Origin of the sequence: Flavobacterium sp. (assembly GCF_044339515.1) — a bacterium.
Classification (GTDB): domain Bacteria; phylum Bacteroidota; class Bacteroidia; order Flavobacteriales; family Flavobacteriaceae; genus Flavobacterium.
Map to the genome: position 1 here is coordinate 14,336 of NZ_JBIIVK010000014.1, position 18,146 is coordinate 32,481.

At 30.1% G+C, this 18,146-nt stretch carries 11 protein-coding genes; 1 reads left to right on the forward strand and 10 read right to left on the reverse strand.

What is annotated here, in order from left to right:
* Positions 1 to 154: 154 nt before the first annotated feature.
* A complete protein-coding gene (locus ACIQ0M_RS05595; RefSeq protein ID WP_396150574.1) occupies positions 155 to 646 on the reverse strand; it encodes a thermonuclease family protein in 492 nt (163 codons plus the stop codon).
* Positions 647 to 735: 89 nt separating this feature from the next.
* On the opposite strand from ACIQ0M_RS05595, the gene ACIQ0M_RS05600 reads away from it, so the two are divergent.
* On the forward strand, positions 736 to 1,539 hold the full coding sequence (locus ACIQ0M_RS05600) for a hypothetical protein (protein WP_396150576.1): 804 nt from the start codon (positions 736 to 738) through the stop codon (positions 1,537 to 1,539).
* A gap of 153 nt (positions 1,540 to 1,692) precedes the next feature.
* On the opposite strand, the gene ACIQ0M_RS05605 is transcribed toward ACIQ0M_RS05600, so the two are convergent.
* From ACIQ0M_RS05605 to ACIQ0M_RS05645, 9 genes are all read right to left on the reverse strand, one after another.
* A complete protein-coding gene (locus tag ACIQ0M_RS05605) occupies positions 1,693 to 2,115 on the reverse strand; it encodes a DUF6943 family protein (RefSeq protein WP_396150578.1) in 423 nt (140 codons plus the stop codon).
* Positions 2,116 to 3,695: 1,580 nt separating this feature from the next.
* Positions 3,696 to 4,265 (reverse strand): hypothetical protein, encoded by a 570-nt coding sequence (locus tag ACIQ0M_RS05610; RefSeq protein WP_396150580.1) that lies wholly within the window; start codon positions 4,263 to 4,265, stop codon positions 3,696 to 3,698.
* A gap of 27 nt (positions 4,266 to 4,292) precedes the next feature.
* Positions 4,293 to 6,359: a DUF262 domain-containing protein gene (locus ACIQ0M_RS05615; RefSeq protein ID WP_396150581.1), complete on the reverse strand. Its 2,067-nt coding sequence runs from the start codon at positions 6,357 to 6,359 to the stop codon at positions 4,293 to 4,295.
* Between the two features lie 110 nt (positions 6,360 to 6,469).
* Positions 6,470 to 6,943: an aspartate-ammonia lyase gene (locus ACIQ0M_RS05620; RefSeq protein ID WP_396150583.1), complete on the reverse strand. Its 474-nt coding sequence runs from the start codon at positions 6,941 to 6,943 to the stop codon at positions 6,470 to 6,472.
* 31 nt (positions 6,944 to 6,974) lie between these two features.
* Positions 6,975 to 8,861 (reverse strand): AAA family ATPase, encoded by a 1,887-nt coding sequence (locus ACIQ0M_RS05625; RefSeq protein WP_396150584.1) that lies wholly within the window; start codon positions 8,859 to 8,861, stop codon positions 6,975 to 6,977.
* A 10-nt stretch (positions 8,862 to 8,871) separates the two neighbouring features.
* Positions 8,872 to 12,138 (reverse strand): Eco57I restriction-modification methylase domain-containing protein, encoded by a 3,267-nt coding sequence (locus ACIQ0M_RS05630; protein ID WP_396150586.1) that lies wholly within the window; start codon positions 12,136 to 12,138, stop codon positions 8,872 to 8,874.
* A 134-nt stretch (positions 12,139 to 12,272) separates the two neighbouring features.
* A complete protein-coding gene (locus ACIQ0M_RS05635) occupies positions 12,273 to 15,593 on the reverse strand; it encodes a helicase-related protein (RefSeq protein ID WP_396150588.1) in 3,321 nt (1,106 codons plus the stop codon).
* A gap of 1 nt (position 15,594) precedes the next feature.
* The gene (locus ACIQ0M_RS05640) at positions 15,595 to 17,871 is read right to left on the reverse strand and encodes a DUF3987 domain-containing protein (RefSeq protein ID WP_396150590.1); all 2,277 of its coding nucleotides are present in this window, start codon (positions 17,869 to 17,871) and stop codon (positions 15,595 to 15,597) included.
* The gene (locus tag ACIQ0M_RS05645) at positions 17,868 to 18,146 is read right to left on the reverse strand and encodes a helix-turn-helix domain-containing protein (RefSeq protein ID WP_396150592.1); all 279 of its coding nucleotides are present in this window, start codon (positions 18,144 to 18,146) and stop codon (positions 17,868 to 17,870) included. Before ACIQ0M_RS05645 ends, ACIQ0M_RS05640 begins: the two co-directional genes overlap by 4 nt.

Sequence of the window (18,146 nt, forward strand, 5' to 3'; positions counted from 1 at the left end):
TTAAACTAAAATTGATTGTTATTTTTTACAATTTACTTTCCAATACAATATTTGAAGTTATTAGTATTTACAATGCTTTGCGAGATATGGGCAACAAATAGGCATCAAACATAGCTGAATATTAATAAATACAGGACAAATATAAACAATGTATTTAAAATTTGTTTACTATTGAATATAATCCTTTTGAGTTGTTTTTAGCTTGTAAGTTCCATTCTTGATACATTGGAAGCATTTCACAAAATACTTCATTATATGGCTTCGCATAGCCTTCTTTTATCATTATTTCGTTTAGAACTCTACCATCATTTAGAATTAGGTAGCCTAAAAGTCTTCCGTATTTGTCAATTAAATTATTTGGTTCCTGTACTAATGTGCAAACATCACCCAAAATAACTTGATCTTTTAAAAAGTTGAATGATAAATAACCAAGTTTGATAAGTAAAGCAGCTGGAACTTGTAATTCTATTTCGTCTTTTTTTATCTTGTTGCAGTAGTTTATTTCTGGTGCATCAATACCATATAAACGAACTTCAAATTCTTTTTTTGATACAATATCTTCCAAAATTATTCCATCCCCATCAACAAATTTTACAATTTTGAGAAGACTTTTTGTTGTGTTGGTTTTAAAAGCGTTTAAATGCATTACATTACTCTATTTAAGTTGTTGTTTTTCAAGTAATTACAGCGTAAATTTAATAAAAAATATTGTTTAATTGCTAAAACACACAACAAATGGCAAAACAGAAAGGACATATAAAATATGTCGGGACGTTAGGTGAAGTTCGTCACTTCAAAATTAAAGGTAACGAAGGTTATTTTGCGGGTTTAAAAGGTGGTCCAACAGCTGAGCAAATCAAAACTGCTCCTGGATTCATTCGTACACGTGAAAACATGTCGGAGTTTGCAGCATGTGCCAATACAGGTAAATCTGTTAGAATTGGTTTGTCTGCTTTAATGAAACAAATGACTGATAGTCAATTTACCGGCAGGTTAACTGCAATTATGAAAAAAATAAATATTGAAGATGGTTCTGAAGCTAGAGGACAAAGAGCTGTTCTTGTTTCTCAACAACCTCAATATTTAAAAGGTTTAGATTTCAATAGAAATATATCATTTAATGGTATTTTTTCAGCTCCATTTACACTTACAGCTAATGTTGACAGAAATGAGAGTACATTAACTGTTCCTGCATTTAATCCATTAAATTTTCTAAACATACCATCTGGTGCTACACATTTTAGAATCATCAATGCATTATCTGTTGTATCTGACTTTGTTTTTAACTCTGCTACTGGTTCTTATGAACCTGCTGAACCATTATTAAATGAGGTTTCGAATATTTCATATTCACCATATACACCCGTTGATGTTGTTACTTCATTAACAGATGTTGTTGCAACATTACCTGGTTCACCCACATTGACTACTAATGTTGCTGTTTTAGGAAGCATAGGAATTGAGTTTTATCAGCAAGTAGGTGTAAATTATTATTTGTTTAATGCTGGCAACGCCATGAAAATTCAAGAAGTATTTTAAATTACCATCAGTTTGCAAAGTTTATTACTTTAAAAACGTAAACCCTTTCGAAAGAGAGGGTTTTTTGTTTTGCACTAATTTATCTATAATGGCGACTCATGTATGAATTATATTGCCTATAAATAGGTTTTAACCATTAATCATTGTTTTGAACTACTTTTTACAATAACGGTAGAGGATAACTCTTCTAAGGTCATTTATTAGATTGATGTTTTTATGGAATTGGTCTTCTTTTTGCTCCAAAAGTTTGAGTGTTGCGACATCTTTTTTGTGCTGCTCAAAATCTTGCATCATTTCATTTGATTTTATCATCAGGTTTTTAGAAAAATCATGGATTCTGATGTAAGGTATCACAGAACCTATCAGGAATTGATGCCAAAATTTTATCCTCCAGAGTGAAGAAATAATTTGTTTCATGTTTTCGCAATCTTCGGAACAATAAAAAGTAATTACAAAGCAATTCGGGCAAGGCTCATTTAAGGGTTTGCCTGTGTTCATTCCTTTGTTTAGAATGAAAAAATGAGGGGCTGAGTAAACAGTTTCGTTCCGGTGGTGTTTCATCTTAAAATTAATCATATCGTGGCGTTTAAAGGATTTCTGAACTGGACACACTTTTTCCTTAAAATTTTTTCAAAAGAAAAAAAAGAAAAAAAAAGAAAGCACTCTCGTCAAGTGGAGGGTTTCAAAAAAGCAAGTTTTTTTTAAAAAATACTACCACCCCGACACGTCTTATGAAAAAGAAAAAAAGACAAAACGTCATTCGGAGATGTATGGGTGGTGGAGATTTTTTAAAAAACCCGCAGGGCTTGAACTTGCTTTTTTGTAAACCCGGAACTTAACTTTGCTCTCTTTTTTTTTATTTTATTTTTTTTGATTCGGAGTAGGATTTCTTTCCTAGCACTTATTTCTCTCGTTCGGAGTTGGGGTCGTCTTGTAAGGGTTTCAAATTTTGGGGGCGGATGAAAAAACCAAAAAACAATAGCATCGCTTTTTATCCGAACACTAAATTTGAAACTCTTACTGCACTGTTTGATTTTTGAGGGTGCCTGAAAGTGAATTGAAAAATAAAGTTAAAAGGTGTTGATTCGGAGAAGGGGGGCACCTTCAAAAAACAATGCAAATACTACCGCTTTTTTTAAGTGTTTAGAAAGAATGTGATTCGGAGGAAGAGCAAGTGTATAGTTTTTATTTGCTTAGCACAATTTTCTGATTGCTTTTGAGGATTGCTGATGCCGAGAAAGGATTAAAATTTTATGAGTTTATAAGTTTAAAAGTTCAAAAAAGCAGTATGGCATCGGCAAGACTAAAAGCAATTACCACTACTTCTTTGAGCAAATAAAAACTATACTCTTGCGGTTGAATTTATATTTTGAGGTTGCTTGAAAGGTTTAAATGTTTAAGGGTTTAAAAGTTTAAAAGTTGTTATGAAAACTAAAAGCAACTTCAAAATATAATGCAAATACTTCCGATTTAACCGGTTCGCTGATAAAAACCATTGCCAAAACGTTATTTGAAAAAAGGCTTTTAAGCAAAGGATAAACGTTCTTATGAAAACACAAAGTAAGACCCGCGAAGCCACGTGTTTTTTGAAGCTGGGTGGTGCGAGGAAAGCGAAAAAAATGTGTGGCTGGAGCGGGGCTTTCGAGCGTTGGCCGTGCGGCTTTTTTACATAATGTTATTATAGGGCAATGCACACTTTCTTTTTGGAATACTGAACTTCTTTATTGCCCTATAATGCCACATTATGTAAAGAAGCTTTGGGAAAAGTTTTTGTTGCCTATTACCATTTTGTATCGGAGGATTGAACGTCTGGCATACAAAAACTTTTTGGAGCGGAGGCAAGTGGTGGTGAACGGAGGACTAAAACGTTAAACCGGGCAGAGAAGAGTTCTTTTGGTTTTTTAGTTTTTTTGATTGATATATAATACTTCGACTTTTAACTATTTTTATTAAATTTAATAAGGTAATAAATAAAGAAAAGCCCCACCGAAGTGAGGCTTTAAATATTTTATTTTTAAGGAGTAAGACTGTCCAAACTAAATCCTGCTATAATGCTGTCCAGATGTCGTTCTGTCTTAATCGTAGAACAAAAGTAAAAAATAATATAATATAAACAATACTTTTTAAACTACTTAACTTAAAAATTAACATATCGTTTATATTTCAAATGTATCTACGATACCAATTTTTTTCATTCTACACTGAATTAGTGTTGAACAATTATCTACAAATTCTATACCAAATTGACCTTCGCTCATATAAAAATCTTCAATCAACATTGCGGTAACTATCGTTACTTCAATTGTTTTTAAATCAACAAAATGAAATTCAACAGTTGCATTTAGAAAAAGACTCGCATCTACTAATTCTTTTAATACAATGCGAATATTACGTTCCTTATTTGGTGGATGATTAATGAATACAAAGTTTTTATGTTTTAATGAATAATATAAAAGATGCTTAAAGGATTTGATTAACAAAGGTTCTATATTTTTATATTCAATGCCGTCGCGTTTTGTTCCATCATCAGAACCATGATATACTCTATCTTGATAATGTTTATCTATCCAAATTTCAATATTTAGTGTTTCATCAAAAACATGAACTTTTTTAGCTTTTTCAGTAGCTGAATTTGCTATATATGCTTTATCGTCAAAAAGTGGTGTTGTTAATGCACTTGTACCATTTTCACCTCTAACAATACGTTTCCTTTTAGGTTTATCCATGAAGATTTGCTTTGTTAAAAATAAATATTACTCCTCATATTTAATTATTAATTCATCTTCTAACTCAAAAGCACTTAATACTTTTTTTAATTTGTTGAATTTTGAATTGCTATCAGTGTTTACTTCTATGAAGTAAGTATCATTGATAGCATATGCACTTCTCGGTTTGTCTTTGTCTGTTGTAAGTCCTAATGCTTCTTTTAGATCTGTTAAAAGAAATTTTGATGGGCTTTCGTTGAATAAATCAGTGATGATATGATTGTACATTTTAGAGAACTCTTTTGTTACTACTAACTCGTCTTTATATGTATAATATTCTAGTTTTTTGTGTTTTGGTTCCGGTGCATCAAACAAAGTATATTCTTCAGCGTCATTGTCTTCAGTTATTGTAATGCTTGGGTATTTCCAAATTGATGTATAACGATTGTAGAGTAATTTAAATCGTTCTTCTAGTTCCTCAATATTCCAAACTTCTTTAGATTTTAATGCTTCATTCATCCAAAGATTACTGTATGCATAACCTTGTCGTCCTTCTTCTTTATTCATATCTCTTTTTTCAGAGAATGACTTGTTTCCTAAAGCTCCATTATTACCTGATAAGGTTAGGTTTGCAATGGTATTTAAGTATTTTTCAGAAAATAATTTATATTCCGCTTCGTTTATATCCGTTTTCCATTTTGCATCTGGGTTTTGTGGAAATATATGTTCAATTGTTATATCAGCAGAACTTAAATCAACTCTTTCTGGATTTCTGAAATGTTCCATTTGCTCAAAATAGTACAATCTATTTTTTGCTTGTGTATTGTATAAATCTTTGTCTTTTAAAGCAGCTTCTATTTCAATATTATTTGGAAACCTTTGAGAGCTTCGTTTTTTGATTAATGCTTTTTCTATTGATTTTAAATAATTACTTCTATCCACATCAGTATATAATGTCATGAATATTTTATTTAAAGCATTAGTTGGTAATCCCACAATAAAACGACGCCATGTATAGGATTGAATAAGCCTTAATACTTCAATAAATGTACTTTTGTCAATATCATTAGTAATATAATCGTCATATACCGGCAATAGGAAAGGATAAGAAACATTTATTTCTAATTGCTTAATACTTCTTAATTCTCTTTGAATTTCTATATCAGTTTCATTTGATGGGTTTAAAAGCTTATTGTAAATAATTGAATATTGCTTAATAGTTTGTAATGTGTTTTGATAGAAATCTACATCACGTTTTTTGAAACGAGCTTTAAATTCTTCATACACTTTACTTTTGTTAGGTATCTTTTTATTGATTAATGTTAGATAATCTCTAATTAATTCGGAAACTTTGCTTTCTTGTGAGTTTTCAATTTTGGCATTATTTTCTATAATTTCCCAATAGTTTTCAAATACACGTACTTGCTCTCTTGGTTCTAAGCCCATAAGGATATAGTTTCTAATTAAATCTGCTTGAGATAATTCTAGACCAGTTGAATTTAAACTCTCGAATATTCGTTGTGGGTCGTCTTTGCCACGTTCTAATGAAATTTCTACAAATAATAAACGGTTTAATCCCTCTGTAACTATTGAAAAATTATCTTTATTTAATGTATTGTAAAAGAAATTGTAATTGTCTATTATTCTTGAATATTCATTATAATCACTAGGACTATTGTCGCTCATTAAAAAACGGAATGCCTTTGCATTAACATCAGTTTGCTTTAACTTTAGTTTACTACTGTCTTCTTTTACAAAACGATTTATTAATATTGTTTCGTTTATTTCGGCAGCCTTTTCATCCATATCATTAGCCAACGCAAAGCGGTATAATGCGAGATATAACAATGTCATTGTGGTCAATCGCTGTTGTCCATCAATAATCACTAATTGCTTTACATCAGAAGAAGTATAAACACCATCATGAATAAATACAATACTTCCAATGAAATGTGTATCATCATTACTGGTTTTATTTCCTACCTCGATAATGTCTTCTAATAGTTGTTTGCATTCAGCCGTTGTCCAATCGTAATTTCTTTGATAGACCGGAATAACAAATTGAGTTTTATTTTGAGTTAAGAAGTTTTTGAATACTGTTTCTGTGGCTTTCATAATATTGTTGATTCTTTGATTCTATTAGAGATTCTGTAAACTGTTTCCTTTGAGAAATATAATTGAATGGGATGTTATTTGTATTAAGATTTTAAAAATTGATTAAATATTTATAACTGATTAATTATCATAGTCCAATCATTCTTTCGTGATCTATCATCTTCGTTGAAGTCTGAAAAGTTAAACCATCTAAATTTTACATCTTTCTTTGCTTCTCCTGTTCTTGCGTGTGGTTTGTCGATATAATTGATGTAAGTTTCATTTACTCTATCTACAAAATCATCGTATTGGTATAAGTAAAATTCATTTGGTGCATTTGTTTTTAGGTTTACTAATGCTAGAAATAAATTAGGGTTGTTTTTTCTTGTAGTTATGCCTGTGCTTAACTTCCAACCTTGTTCGTTTTTTAAACCCATTGTTTTAACCTGTATTGCAACGTGTTTTGAGCCATCATTATTTGTTGCAATAATATCAAACAAGGGATTGTTTTTTGGCGTTAATAGAGGCAATATATTGAGTTTACTTAATTCTGAACAAACAAAATATTCTCCTGCGTTTCCTGTTAAGTTATAAGTGTTTTTCATATTCAGCAATCCAAAAACAATTGATTTTATTTTAAAATAACCTAATTGAGTTCAATGGTAAATTTGTATCAGTGAACTTTATTCCTTCCCAAAAATCAGGATTACTTGATTTATCCGAAGTTGAAAAAATATTTTCATAAAAGGTTTTTAATGACAAATGTTTTGACACTGGTTGCTTTGTTGATGCACCATCTGACATAGTATAAGTTGTTTTGCTTCGTAACAAAATACTATCACTTCCTTCCTCTTTATACAATTTAGTATTCTCATTTATTACAAAGTCAAACCTATATACTTTTGGTGTTTTTGAATCTTTCATTTCAAAATAAATTTTTGTTCCGACTTTCAAAACATTCCTTATTTTTAATTTTTCAAAATAGTTTTCGAAAAGAGACAAGCAACCTTCAATTTCAGATCTAAATCTAGCAGTGTCAATATCATCGTGACTGGATGAGTTTAAAATAAATTTTCTATGCTTATCTAGTTCCTCAAATGGAGCATCTGTTATTTCATTAACAATTGCAAAGTTTTTACTTTTTAATATCAAACCATTTAAATCTAAATTTGAATAATCTTCGGTAATTGTATCAGTTTTAGAAATAAATTTTTTACAAAATGATTCTGCTGCTTTTCTTAAATTATTTGCACTTTCATCTAAATTATTTTCATCTAAAAAGTCTTTAGCTTTTTCAATATAGGTCCTGCTTTTTTTTATATCTGGTCTAGTTGTTAAGCCATCATTCTTTTCATGTAATTCATAATAAACCCAATCTTCTTGTTCTAAAAGGCCAATTTTATATTTTGCCATTTGATAAAACATTCTATCGTGAGTTAATATTAATAATTGATAATTATCAATAAACTCATCAGATAAAAGCAAGTCTAAAACTTTTTCTCTATTTTTCATGTCCAGACTTATTAATAAGTCATCTAATACAATAAACTTCAAACAATTTTCTAAACGTTTAGAATTAAGAACTGCTAAACGAATTGAGATTGCAATTGCGGAAAGCTTAGCTTCATTTAAAAAAGAATGCGGTTTGTATAATGGGTTTTGAACATTATCGTATTCAGGAATAATTATTCTTAAAATAAACTGTTTTGGAGTATAAACTGTTTTGCCTTTGTAATATCCTGCTTCTTGTTCAAGTTGTAAATAAAACGTAAATGAATAACCTAATCTCTCAAAAAATAACGGAGCTTGAATATTTATGAAATCTATTAGCTTTCTTAAACTCTCATTAAATGAAGCTACTAGTTCTTCAAACTCATTATATTCTTCGCTACCCTTATATGCTCGTATAATCTTACCTGGGTTAACACTGTTTTTACTTAAAACTTCTTCATGTCCTTGTTCAATTTCTTGCCAAATATCATAGGCACTTGTTAACTCTTTTATAACACCATTTCTAGTGATTCTAACTCTAGCAAACTGTACGTATTTGAAAATATCGGCTACAAACACCCAAAACAAATCTATTCGATCTGAATGTCTAAACGCTGATATTCCGGTTAGCATTCTATAATTAATAAAATCTGACGCATAGTTAGTTTGTTTTGCATCAGTGTTTGCATTTATAGCTGTATCATTTTTAGAAATCTTAAACGATTTTGAAGGATTGTCTGTAGTAATAAGCTCAATAAAACTATTGTAATCATCTGAACCAATTGGAGTTTCTGGTGCATGAATATTGATTAAATTATCTTCAATTTTAATGATTTTACTAAAATATTTTTTAATTTCATTATTGTCTGATTTTAACGAAGCTTCAAATAATGTGTATAAAGCCCAGTAGATAGATGATTTACCACTACCATTTTCTCCATATAACAATAAGTTGTTATTATTTAATTCTAAAGGAGCTTCCTCTCTGAAAAACTTAAAATTATTTAGTTTTAATGTATTAATCCTATTCATACTCTTCTTGTTATGAAATATTTATAATTGAAAGTATGTTAGGACTTTTAATATCAATACTATTAATTCTTTGTCTCACTTTATTATCTGTTGTTTGCAGCCATAAGTAAAAATTCATAATAATTTCAGCCTGCTCTTTCTTGTCTGATAAATCATCAATAGGTTTTGGTTTTATAAACTGTAAAACATCTAAATCATTGGTTTTCATATGCTCTTCAAAACATAACTCATTTGCCATCATATTAGCAATATCCTCTATATTGGTGGCAATTCTTTTATTTGGTGTATGATTAAAAATAGCTTCGTTTTTATCATCATTTAAAAACATCAAATAGTCACATAGTATTTCAAACACTTCTTGCTCTTTTTTAGTAATTTTTGGGATGAATAGTTTACGCACATTTTGAGGTTTTACTTGTGCAAATGTTCTGCCTTCTTCTTGTGTAATGATTTTATAAATAAAATTATTAAACTTACTATTGAGCATCATCAATGCATATTTATAACTAACTTGAATTTTTGGATTTATTTTAAAAACTAAAATACTGTCAATACAATAGTACCCTGAATCATCAAAACAAGCACGAATACAATCAGATGTTTGCCTCATTATAATTTTTTCTTCTTCAAAAAGTAATGGATACCTTTGTCTGTTAAGACTAAACCAAGGCATTATACCTGTTTTAGCTTCGCTTCTTGTTATTAATTTATCTTTATGAGGTAATAAATAATCATATATATTTTTAAACCTTTTTAATTCGGTATTTCTATCAGTATAGATTATTAAATGCTCGGAATCATTAATTTTATACTTATCAATTTCTCCACCAACTAAAACTGGTTTTAAAAGTTCCTCTTCAAAATCATTATCAATTGCAAAATGTTTTTCAACTCTAAATATTTTATCGCCTCCTGTACTAATACCGCTAGCCATTTCTAATGCTATATCATCTATACTCCAGCATTTTGAATTAATAGCTTTCATAAGTTTAATTTCTTCGCTACTGATACCGAGTACCATATCTGGTGCATCATTTACATCTGTATTTGAAAAAGCTTTTTTAGGTTTGTAAAAGTCAATTTCCTCAATGCGTTCCTTTCTGCTGTCGTTATAATAAATATTATAACTTGGGTTGTTTGCTTTTACACCAACAAAAATACAAGTAGGTACGTCGGCATTTTCAAAAGCATTGTCTCCTAAATTGGTAACTGATTTTAATTGATGTGTATTTACTAATAATGAACGTGTTTTTGTGTTTTCATTTTGAAACAATAAATTGTTAGGCACAATGAATGACAACACACCATTATCTTTTAGTATTTTAAACGATTTTGAAATGAAATAATTAAACGTATCAGGAGTTCGCATGTGAACATCGCTGTATGTTTTTTTGAATAAATCTTTTTCTGACTTTGATAGCTTTGCTCCATAAGGTGGATTTCCTATTACAATATCAAAACCATTTTTGATACCAAACATCCATTCGGCATCAAACCATGAACAAGAATTATCCTCAAATGGGTTAAATTCGTAGAGTTTAGTATAGATGTCATAATTAGATTTGGTTGCCAATTCTCGTAAACTCAATAAATCTGTTTGAATTTTTTTGAATTGTCTTTCTAATTTCAATTTGTTTTCGCTACTAACATTAAAAAATTCATGACGTAACTTTTCAAGCTCTTTTACTGCTTTCCCTGCTTTATCATTTAAGTCTAATTCTTCAATATTACCTAAAGGAATTAGGGTATTAGCACAAACAATTTTGAAATCAAGATTTGGTAATGGTTGTGGTACTGGTTCATCAACCACAAGACTTAACCAAAAACGAAGTCGAGATATATCTACAGCTCCTGGATCTATATCAACACCATAGATGCTTTCTTCGATAATATGTTTTTTTATATCAGCATCCGAAATATCTTTTTTAAATCCTTTTAGTTCTTGCAAATAAACTTGTGTATTAAATATTTCAAGTAACATTCCCATTGGGAAAGCACCTGAACCAATAGCTGGGTCACAAATCTTCACTTGTTCTAAAGCGTCAATGATTTTATAGGCATTTTTTTCAGCAAATTGTTTTTCTTCGGTATCAAGTTCGTTTTGAAATAATATTTTATCAATGGTTGTGTTTGCAAAATCATTATCTGTAATTTTTGCCACATCTTGACTAACTAAATAGGCTTTTAAACTTTCTTTACACATGTAATGTACAATTTCTTTAGGAGTATAAAAAGCTCCTTTAGCTTTATTGTCTTCCAATAAATTTTCAAAAATGTGTCCTAACATTTCAGGGTCAACTGCTACCGTATGTTCATCTGGAGCATCTTCATAAACTGTAAAGTTATAGTTGTTGAATGTTTCAAATAAATTACTAAATATGTTTTCAGGTAAATGTAGCTTATTAAATTTTCTGTCATGGCTATCATCAAACAATCCTCCATTTAAGTAAGGAAAACGAAAATCATTTCTCTCATTTTCAGAGTCTGGATTATTTAATGTTTTAAAAAATAATGGTACTAATTCTTGATAATAAAAATCGTCTTTATTTTTAGAATTTTTAAATAATTCATATAAGTAATTTTGATTTCCTTCTCCCCAATTTTTACTTGGTGGAACAGCTAACCAACCTTTCTTTTGAATGAAATATAAAAATACAATTCTACCCATCATTCTTTTACAAAAATCACGAGCTTGCTTGTCTTCTTTTTCAAATAAAGCGGTTAATTGCCAATCTGGTTCATGTACAACTTGTTCAACGTATTTATTACCTTTTTTCGTATATCTTTTCCCTGTAAGAAACTGAACAAAATCTTCATAGGTATCTTTATAATTTTTAAAGAATTCTTTACCTAATTTTTCAACTGAAAATGCTTCTTCGAAATCATTAAGCGTTAAAAATTGAAATATGTTGTCTTGTTGTTTTTGTATCAATTTATCAAAACGAATTGCAGCTGTTAATGCCTTTTCGTTTTTTCCGAACAAATAGGTATAACGTTTTGGTGCTGTTTCTTTATCTTCAATTTGATTAGTGTTCTTATTTTTTACTTTTCTTTTACTAATATAACTGAAACGCCATTTATCACCCTGCACAAAAACAACCATTGCACCAGCAACTTGTGCAGAAACTTCTTTAATAAGATTACGCAAAGCAACACGATTACGAGAAAGATTTACTTTAGGTGCTAATTGAATTTCAAAAACACCAATTTTGGTATATTCATCTACTACATAATTACCTAATGAGTAACATTCGGTATATAAATCGCTTTTACCCAATTGCAAAGTAAAATCGTCTTTTGTCAACTGGTTATTAGTAAATTGTGTTTTGATGAACTCTTTCCATACATTACGATTGTATGGAGCTTCTAGAATACTTCTTATTTCGGTTACTGTCATTATTACTTTTTTCTTTATAAAAAGGTTTCTGAAATGATAATTTTGGGATCTAACGGTTCTACTTCTTTTTTGATATTCCGTTTAATCTTTGATGTATATTTTTGAGATAGTAAAATTATATCTCTTTCTAATTTAATAGCATTTTGTTCTTTTCGTAATTTATACACTTCGTTAGTTAAGCTTGAATATGTTCCGTTTTGCAATAATGGTAATAAATTTAAAGCCGCTTCTCTTGATTGTTGTGTGTCAAAAATAGTTGCAATCCAATTAGACACTGTATTGATTACTGATTGTGTTCTAACATCCAATTTATCATCACTACCACCAATCATATCAGGAGTTGTAATGTCTTTTTCAAATTGGTTTATAATACTGTTTATTTGTGTGTAATGTAATTCCGGTATAGGCAAAATGCCATCTTCGTCTTGGTTGGCCTCAAAAATTTTAACTGCTTTTTCGAAAGTTATTACTGATGCTCCATTTTCATTTTGAATATAAATATTTTTATACTCACCATTTTTTACAAAAGCAATACTATGTTGGTTGTCTTTTAAATTACGAACACATCTTAATTTTAAAGGCATTTTTTGAATGGTTTTGAACACTTCTGGATTTTGTTCTTTAAAAGTTCGTAACCATTCTAAATATTCGGTTCTAATGTCTTTGTCTTCTTCTTTTTCTTCAAACATATTGAATTGGTCAATAATTTCATCGAGCGTATATATTTTGCTGTCTTCTCCAAAAGTACTGTGTGCACTTTGTAGTTTTACTAAAGATTTCTGACGTAAGTTTATACGATTATCACCTTGTTCTGATGGATAGAAATTATAATTATATATGAATTTCGCTTTTGTTCCAATACGATTAATACGACCGAGCCTTTGAATTAATTTTGTTGGATTCCAAGGCGTATCATAGTTTACAATTACATTAGCACGATGTAAGTTGATACCTTCAGCTAATACATCGGTAGTTAAAATAATATCGAAATCATCCTTGAATATTCCTTCAAAATTGGCATCAAAATTTTCACGTATGGTTTCAAATTGTCTGTTTCTGTTTTCAGATGTGATTGAAAGTACTTTATAATCTGTTTCTTCATTTAATCTTTCTGTTAGATAGTTTAAAGTATCTGAACTTTCAGTAAAGATTACTAATTTACCTAATTCGTTTTTGGTTTTATTGAAATATTCAGTTTCTAAAAGTTCAATAAATACATTCCATTTTGGGTCATTATGTGGCTCTATCAATTGCCATTGATCATTTAGTTTTACTAAATTTTCATAATCCACTCTTAATCCTTCAATAAAACCATCTTTAAAATCTTCCCTTTTGAAAACTCTATTTTTTGGTTTGTCATCGTCAATCTTTAGAATTTCAATTTCAATTTCTTCATCAGTCATTCCTTTGTTTAGCAAATCTGAAATATCTAAATCAGGTGCAATAAAAACACTATCTCTTTCATACATTTCAATCATTTGCTTTGTAGAAGTAGTGATTTTATTTAATGATTTTTTAAAAGCATAGAAGCTGCTTTCCAATCGTTTTATTAATTGGGTTTGCATAATGTATGCTAACGAGCGAGAAACTGTTTTAGCGTTTTGATATGTTCCGGCATTAGCTTCGTCAGTTAAATATGCAATTGCTTGATAACGGAAAAAGTCTATTTTGGTTTTATCGATGATACTATTTGCTGTTTCTAAAAATAATGCCGCTAAAATTGAATTAAGCTCATATTCATTTTTAAATGGGTCAGCTACTTTTGGAAAAATAATTCCTTGAGCTATCAAATCATTTTTGTAGCGTTCATTTTTAAATAAATCAGTTCTTGTTCTTCTTATAGTAATATCTTTAATTACAAGGTCTCTTATGTTTTCAAAAATTTCGTGAATTGCATTTAAATCTAAAGGTGTTTGTTGGATGAGAATTTTATATTTTTGAATATGTGGATAGAAAAATTTTTGCAGATTAGTCACAGCTAAATTACTATTTCGTATATCTTGAAATAAAGAAATAAGGTTGTAAATATCATCTGGTTTATTGTTTAAAGGTGTAGCAGAAATCAAAACAACTTTCTTTTCAAATCCTTCTATTCCTCCAATATTCTCACGTCCTGCTTTGCAGATAATTTGTAAATTTTGAAATTGTAAACTACTATGGTTTCTAAATTTGTGAGCTTCATCAACCAAGATTAAATCATATCTTTCTTTATCGGAATAATTATGGTCTCCATCAACAATTTTATTCAAACTTCCATTAGCTATAAAATGGCATTTTTCATCAATTCTAAATTCTTTGAATGTGCTTTTCCAGTTTTTCTCCAGTGTTGGTGGATAAACAACTAAAATTTTAGTTTTTGGTCCATTATTGATAATGAATTTTTTAGCCAACAATGCAGCCATTACAGTTTTACCTGTCCCTACAACATCAGCTAAAAAGAAACCATTATGTTTTAGTAACAGTTCATATCCTTGATTGACAGCATCAATCTGATAGCTTAGTTTTTTGAACTTTTTAAGCGGAATATCACTAATACTATCAGGATCATAATCAATATTCTTTCCAAAGAATTCGATTAAGAACTTTACATATAATTCAAAAGGCTTTGGAGTTACATCTAAATAAGTTTTCTTAATTAAAGAAGGAGCATCAACTGGGAGTATTGGTGTGCTTTCAATCCAAAGTTTTTCAAATTCTGTGTTTGCAAATTTTACATTTTCATAATCTCTTAATTCAATATTCATTTCATAATTGAATTGAACATTTTCTAACCCTAATCCTTGTGCAGATAAATTGGACGAACCCATTATTACCATTCCGTTTGGATTGTGCTCATTGAAGTTAGGCGATAAAAAAATATAAAATTTAGAGTGTAATTTTTTAGAGTTGTGTGCTCTTATTTCTATTCTATTTGAAACAATATCATCAATTAATAATAATATTCCTTTCTCTATTTCACTACTGTATTTCGCTTTAAAAATATCATCTTGAATTTGTTCAATGAAACTATCTTTTGCGTCCTTAGCTTTAAGATTAAATAATAACCCTTGCTTTTGAGCTAATGCAATAAATGGGTCAACATTAATACCAGCAATGATTTTAACTTTTAAATCTGGAGGAAAGTGTTCACGAATAGCAAAATAACCCGATGCCCGAAAGTATCCAATAACAGATTTGAAAAGTTCGATATTTTGCATATTGGTAAAAATACCTTCAAATTTTTTGTAAAGTGTATTTTCTCCTTGATTAGTAAAAAAGTTAGAAGCCATTAAATTAAAATAAGTTAATCCCCAAAAATAGTAAAATTTAACTTCTTTTTTTTGTTTTTGTTTCACTTTAGATGATTTTAGTATATGTCCCGTATTCAGGTTGTTGTAAGTAATTGCCTAAACAAGATTTAAGAAAAGAACCCACTGTTCTTTCAGCTAAATTGAAGGCAGCACCTAATTCAACCGCCTCTTTACGGGAGAATCGAGGAGGTAATGCATCAAAGAATAGTTTTTTGTTTTGTCCGGACTTAAATGGACCTTTTTCTTCGTCCTCCTGTTTTGGCAAGTTCTCGAACATTAGAATGTTGTGTTTTAAATAGACTTCGACTAGTTGTGAAGCTGTTTCAAAATCTTCGTCTAAACACTGAATGTCGGTTGCTAGTTCTTGTGCTTGGTACTTTCTTATTGCAGTGAAAATCATGCATAAACGATATAATACCAGCCCTAAACGTTTGACAATACTTTGAGCATCTTCGGAAACAAATGCACTTATTTGACTTAAATATTCACTGAATGTTGGATTGAATTTGTTCCATTGCTCTCGTGTTAAATGAATAGTAGTTTTGCCACTTTCATGGAACAAAACCATTTCATAAACTGCATTAGCTAATTTTCCAAAAAGATCTGTTAAGTTTACTCTGTCGCCATAAGGAGAAGGGTCAATCCACTTACTATCGGTTTTAAAAACATAGAATATAAAACGACTAAATAAACCATCTTCAGCAGATGAGATTATATTATAGACTTGCTTAGGAGTGCCTGATAAAGCTACTGAAAGTTGAGGTGCATTAATTTCATGGTATTCATTATTAGTTTTACGAGTGATAGAAATCTTTTCGTGATGAAAAGCCTTTCTTAATAAATCTGAATAGGAACCCCAATCATTTTTAAATGCTTGCCCCATTGTATCGGCTTCTGTTTCACATATAATTCCTTTCCCTTCGTTTTTTTGTAGGTGCTGAATTAAACTTGCATTACTCGCATTTGCGGGAATAAAAACTATTTTGAACGGCGGTTCTTCGGGAATTTCTTCTTGTGTATCGTCATCTTTCTTTTTAAAACGTTGTGTTTTTTTGTAAGCAGCCATTTTTAGGTCATATTCATTTTTTTGCTCTCTTGAGTTTTTTAAAACTTCTAAATGGTATTTGTCGGCCAACTCTTTGGAAGATTGTAACGCACCTTTGCCTGAAGCTGCAGGAGCTAGAATAAAAGAAAATATGTTTGGGTAAACGGTTCTACCGCCATATTCACCAGTAACATTAGGTAAGCAACCTGACAAAACTGCTAACGCACCTGTTAGAAAAGTGTCTTTTTCTCTAGCTTCTTTAAACGCTTCTGCTCCTTGTTTTAAAATAGGAGGTAAGTTATCGTAAACCGATTGCGGTATTGTAGGTGTGTTTAATAAATAGTTTTCTTCATCAATTGGTTCATTTGATTTTTTACTATTCATTGTTTTTTGTTTTGCAGGTTTACGGTTGGCAAAGTCGGCAAACTTGGCAAAATCTGCCGACTGATTTTTATAAGCACTTTCAACTGAGTTTTTAATTTCCTTTTCGTCTAAATCGAAATTGGTAGTACAAAAATTTAGTGTATCTATTTCATATATTCCGAAGCGATTAGCATTGGATGCAAATAAGTGTATGAAATTGTTTCTGTTTCCGTTGGTGTACTGTTCTTTTTGCTCTGTGAATTTTAGGCATCTATCCAATAAAGTATCCGTTGCTTCAAAAGAAGTTGTTTCCATTTTTTGCACTTTTGGAAGTGGTATGACTTCTTCTTGAACTTCAAATATCGTTGCATCGTCTTTTATATAAGTTTCTGGATCATAAGAAACAAAACAAAGTCTGGTAATGTCTTTGCATTTTGCATCAAAATCATAACCTGATAAGTTTTTGTAATGAGTTGCCACTTGATTGTATGCGGTAGCATGCTGTGTTGCATTGGAGTTGATTTTAATGAATACTTTAATTCCTTCGCCACTTGGACTAATAAACGATGCAAATGTGTATTTGCAGTCGTTTATTAGTTTTACTAAAGTGTCGAGTTCATTAACTGGAATATGGTCGAAGTCTAATCCGATTATTTGCGAATAGGAGTTAAGAGAGGCTTTTGTTCTGCTCGTTCCATACGTGCCGGACATTGTAAAACCATTTAGGCTACTTTTGATTTCATCAGCTGTTTTCTCGTCTCCTTTATGTAATGCGTATCGAATTGAATTTACTTCACTTTGGTATTTGTCGGATTTGATTTCTAGAAGAACATCAATAAGGTTTCTTTCTCCTAAGTTGTATTTAAACTCTTTATAAACGCTTACCATCAGCTGTTTGTTTGCTACTTCACTCATTTTTTCTTCGGTTTATAGTTTTCATTTAATAACTCTTGAATGTCTTTTAGTCGGTAATAGATTTTATTACCTAATTGACAATAGCCGATAAATCCGCTATCTCTCCAACTTTGTGCTAATCGTTTGCTTATGTTCATAATTTTCATAAACTCTTGATTGTCGCAGAATAAGTCGTCTGGGTTCATTTGCTGTTTTTCTTTAAGAATAACAGTAATCTCTCTTAAATGTTCTTGAATTTCTTGGAACATTTTTTCTGAAGGTTCGTAGAATGGCAT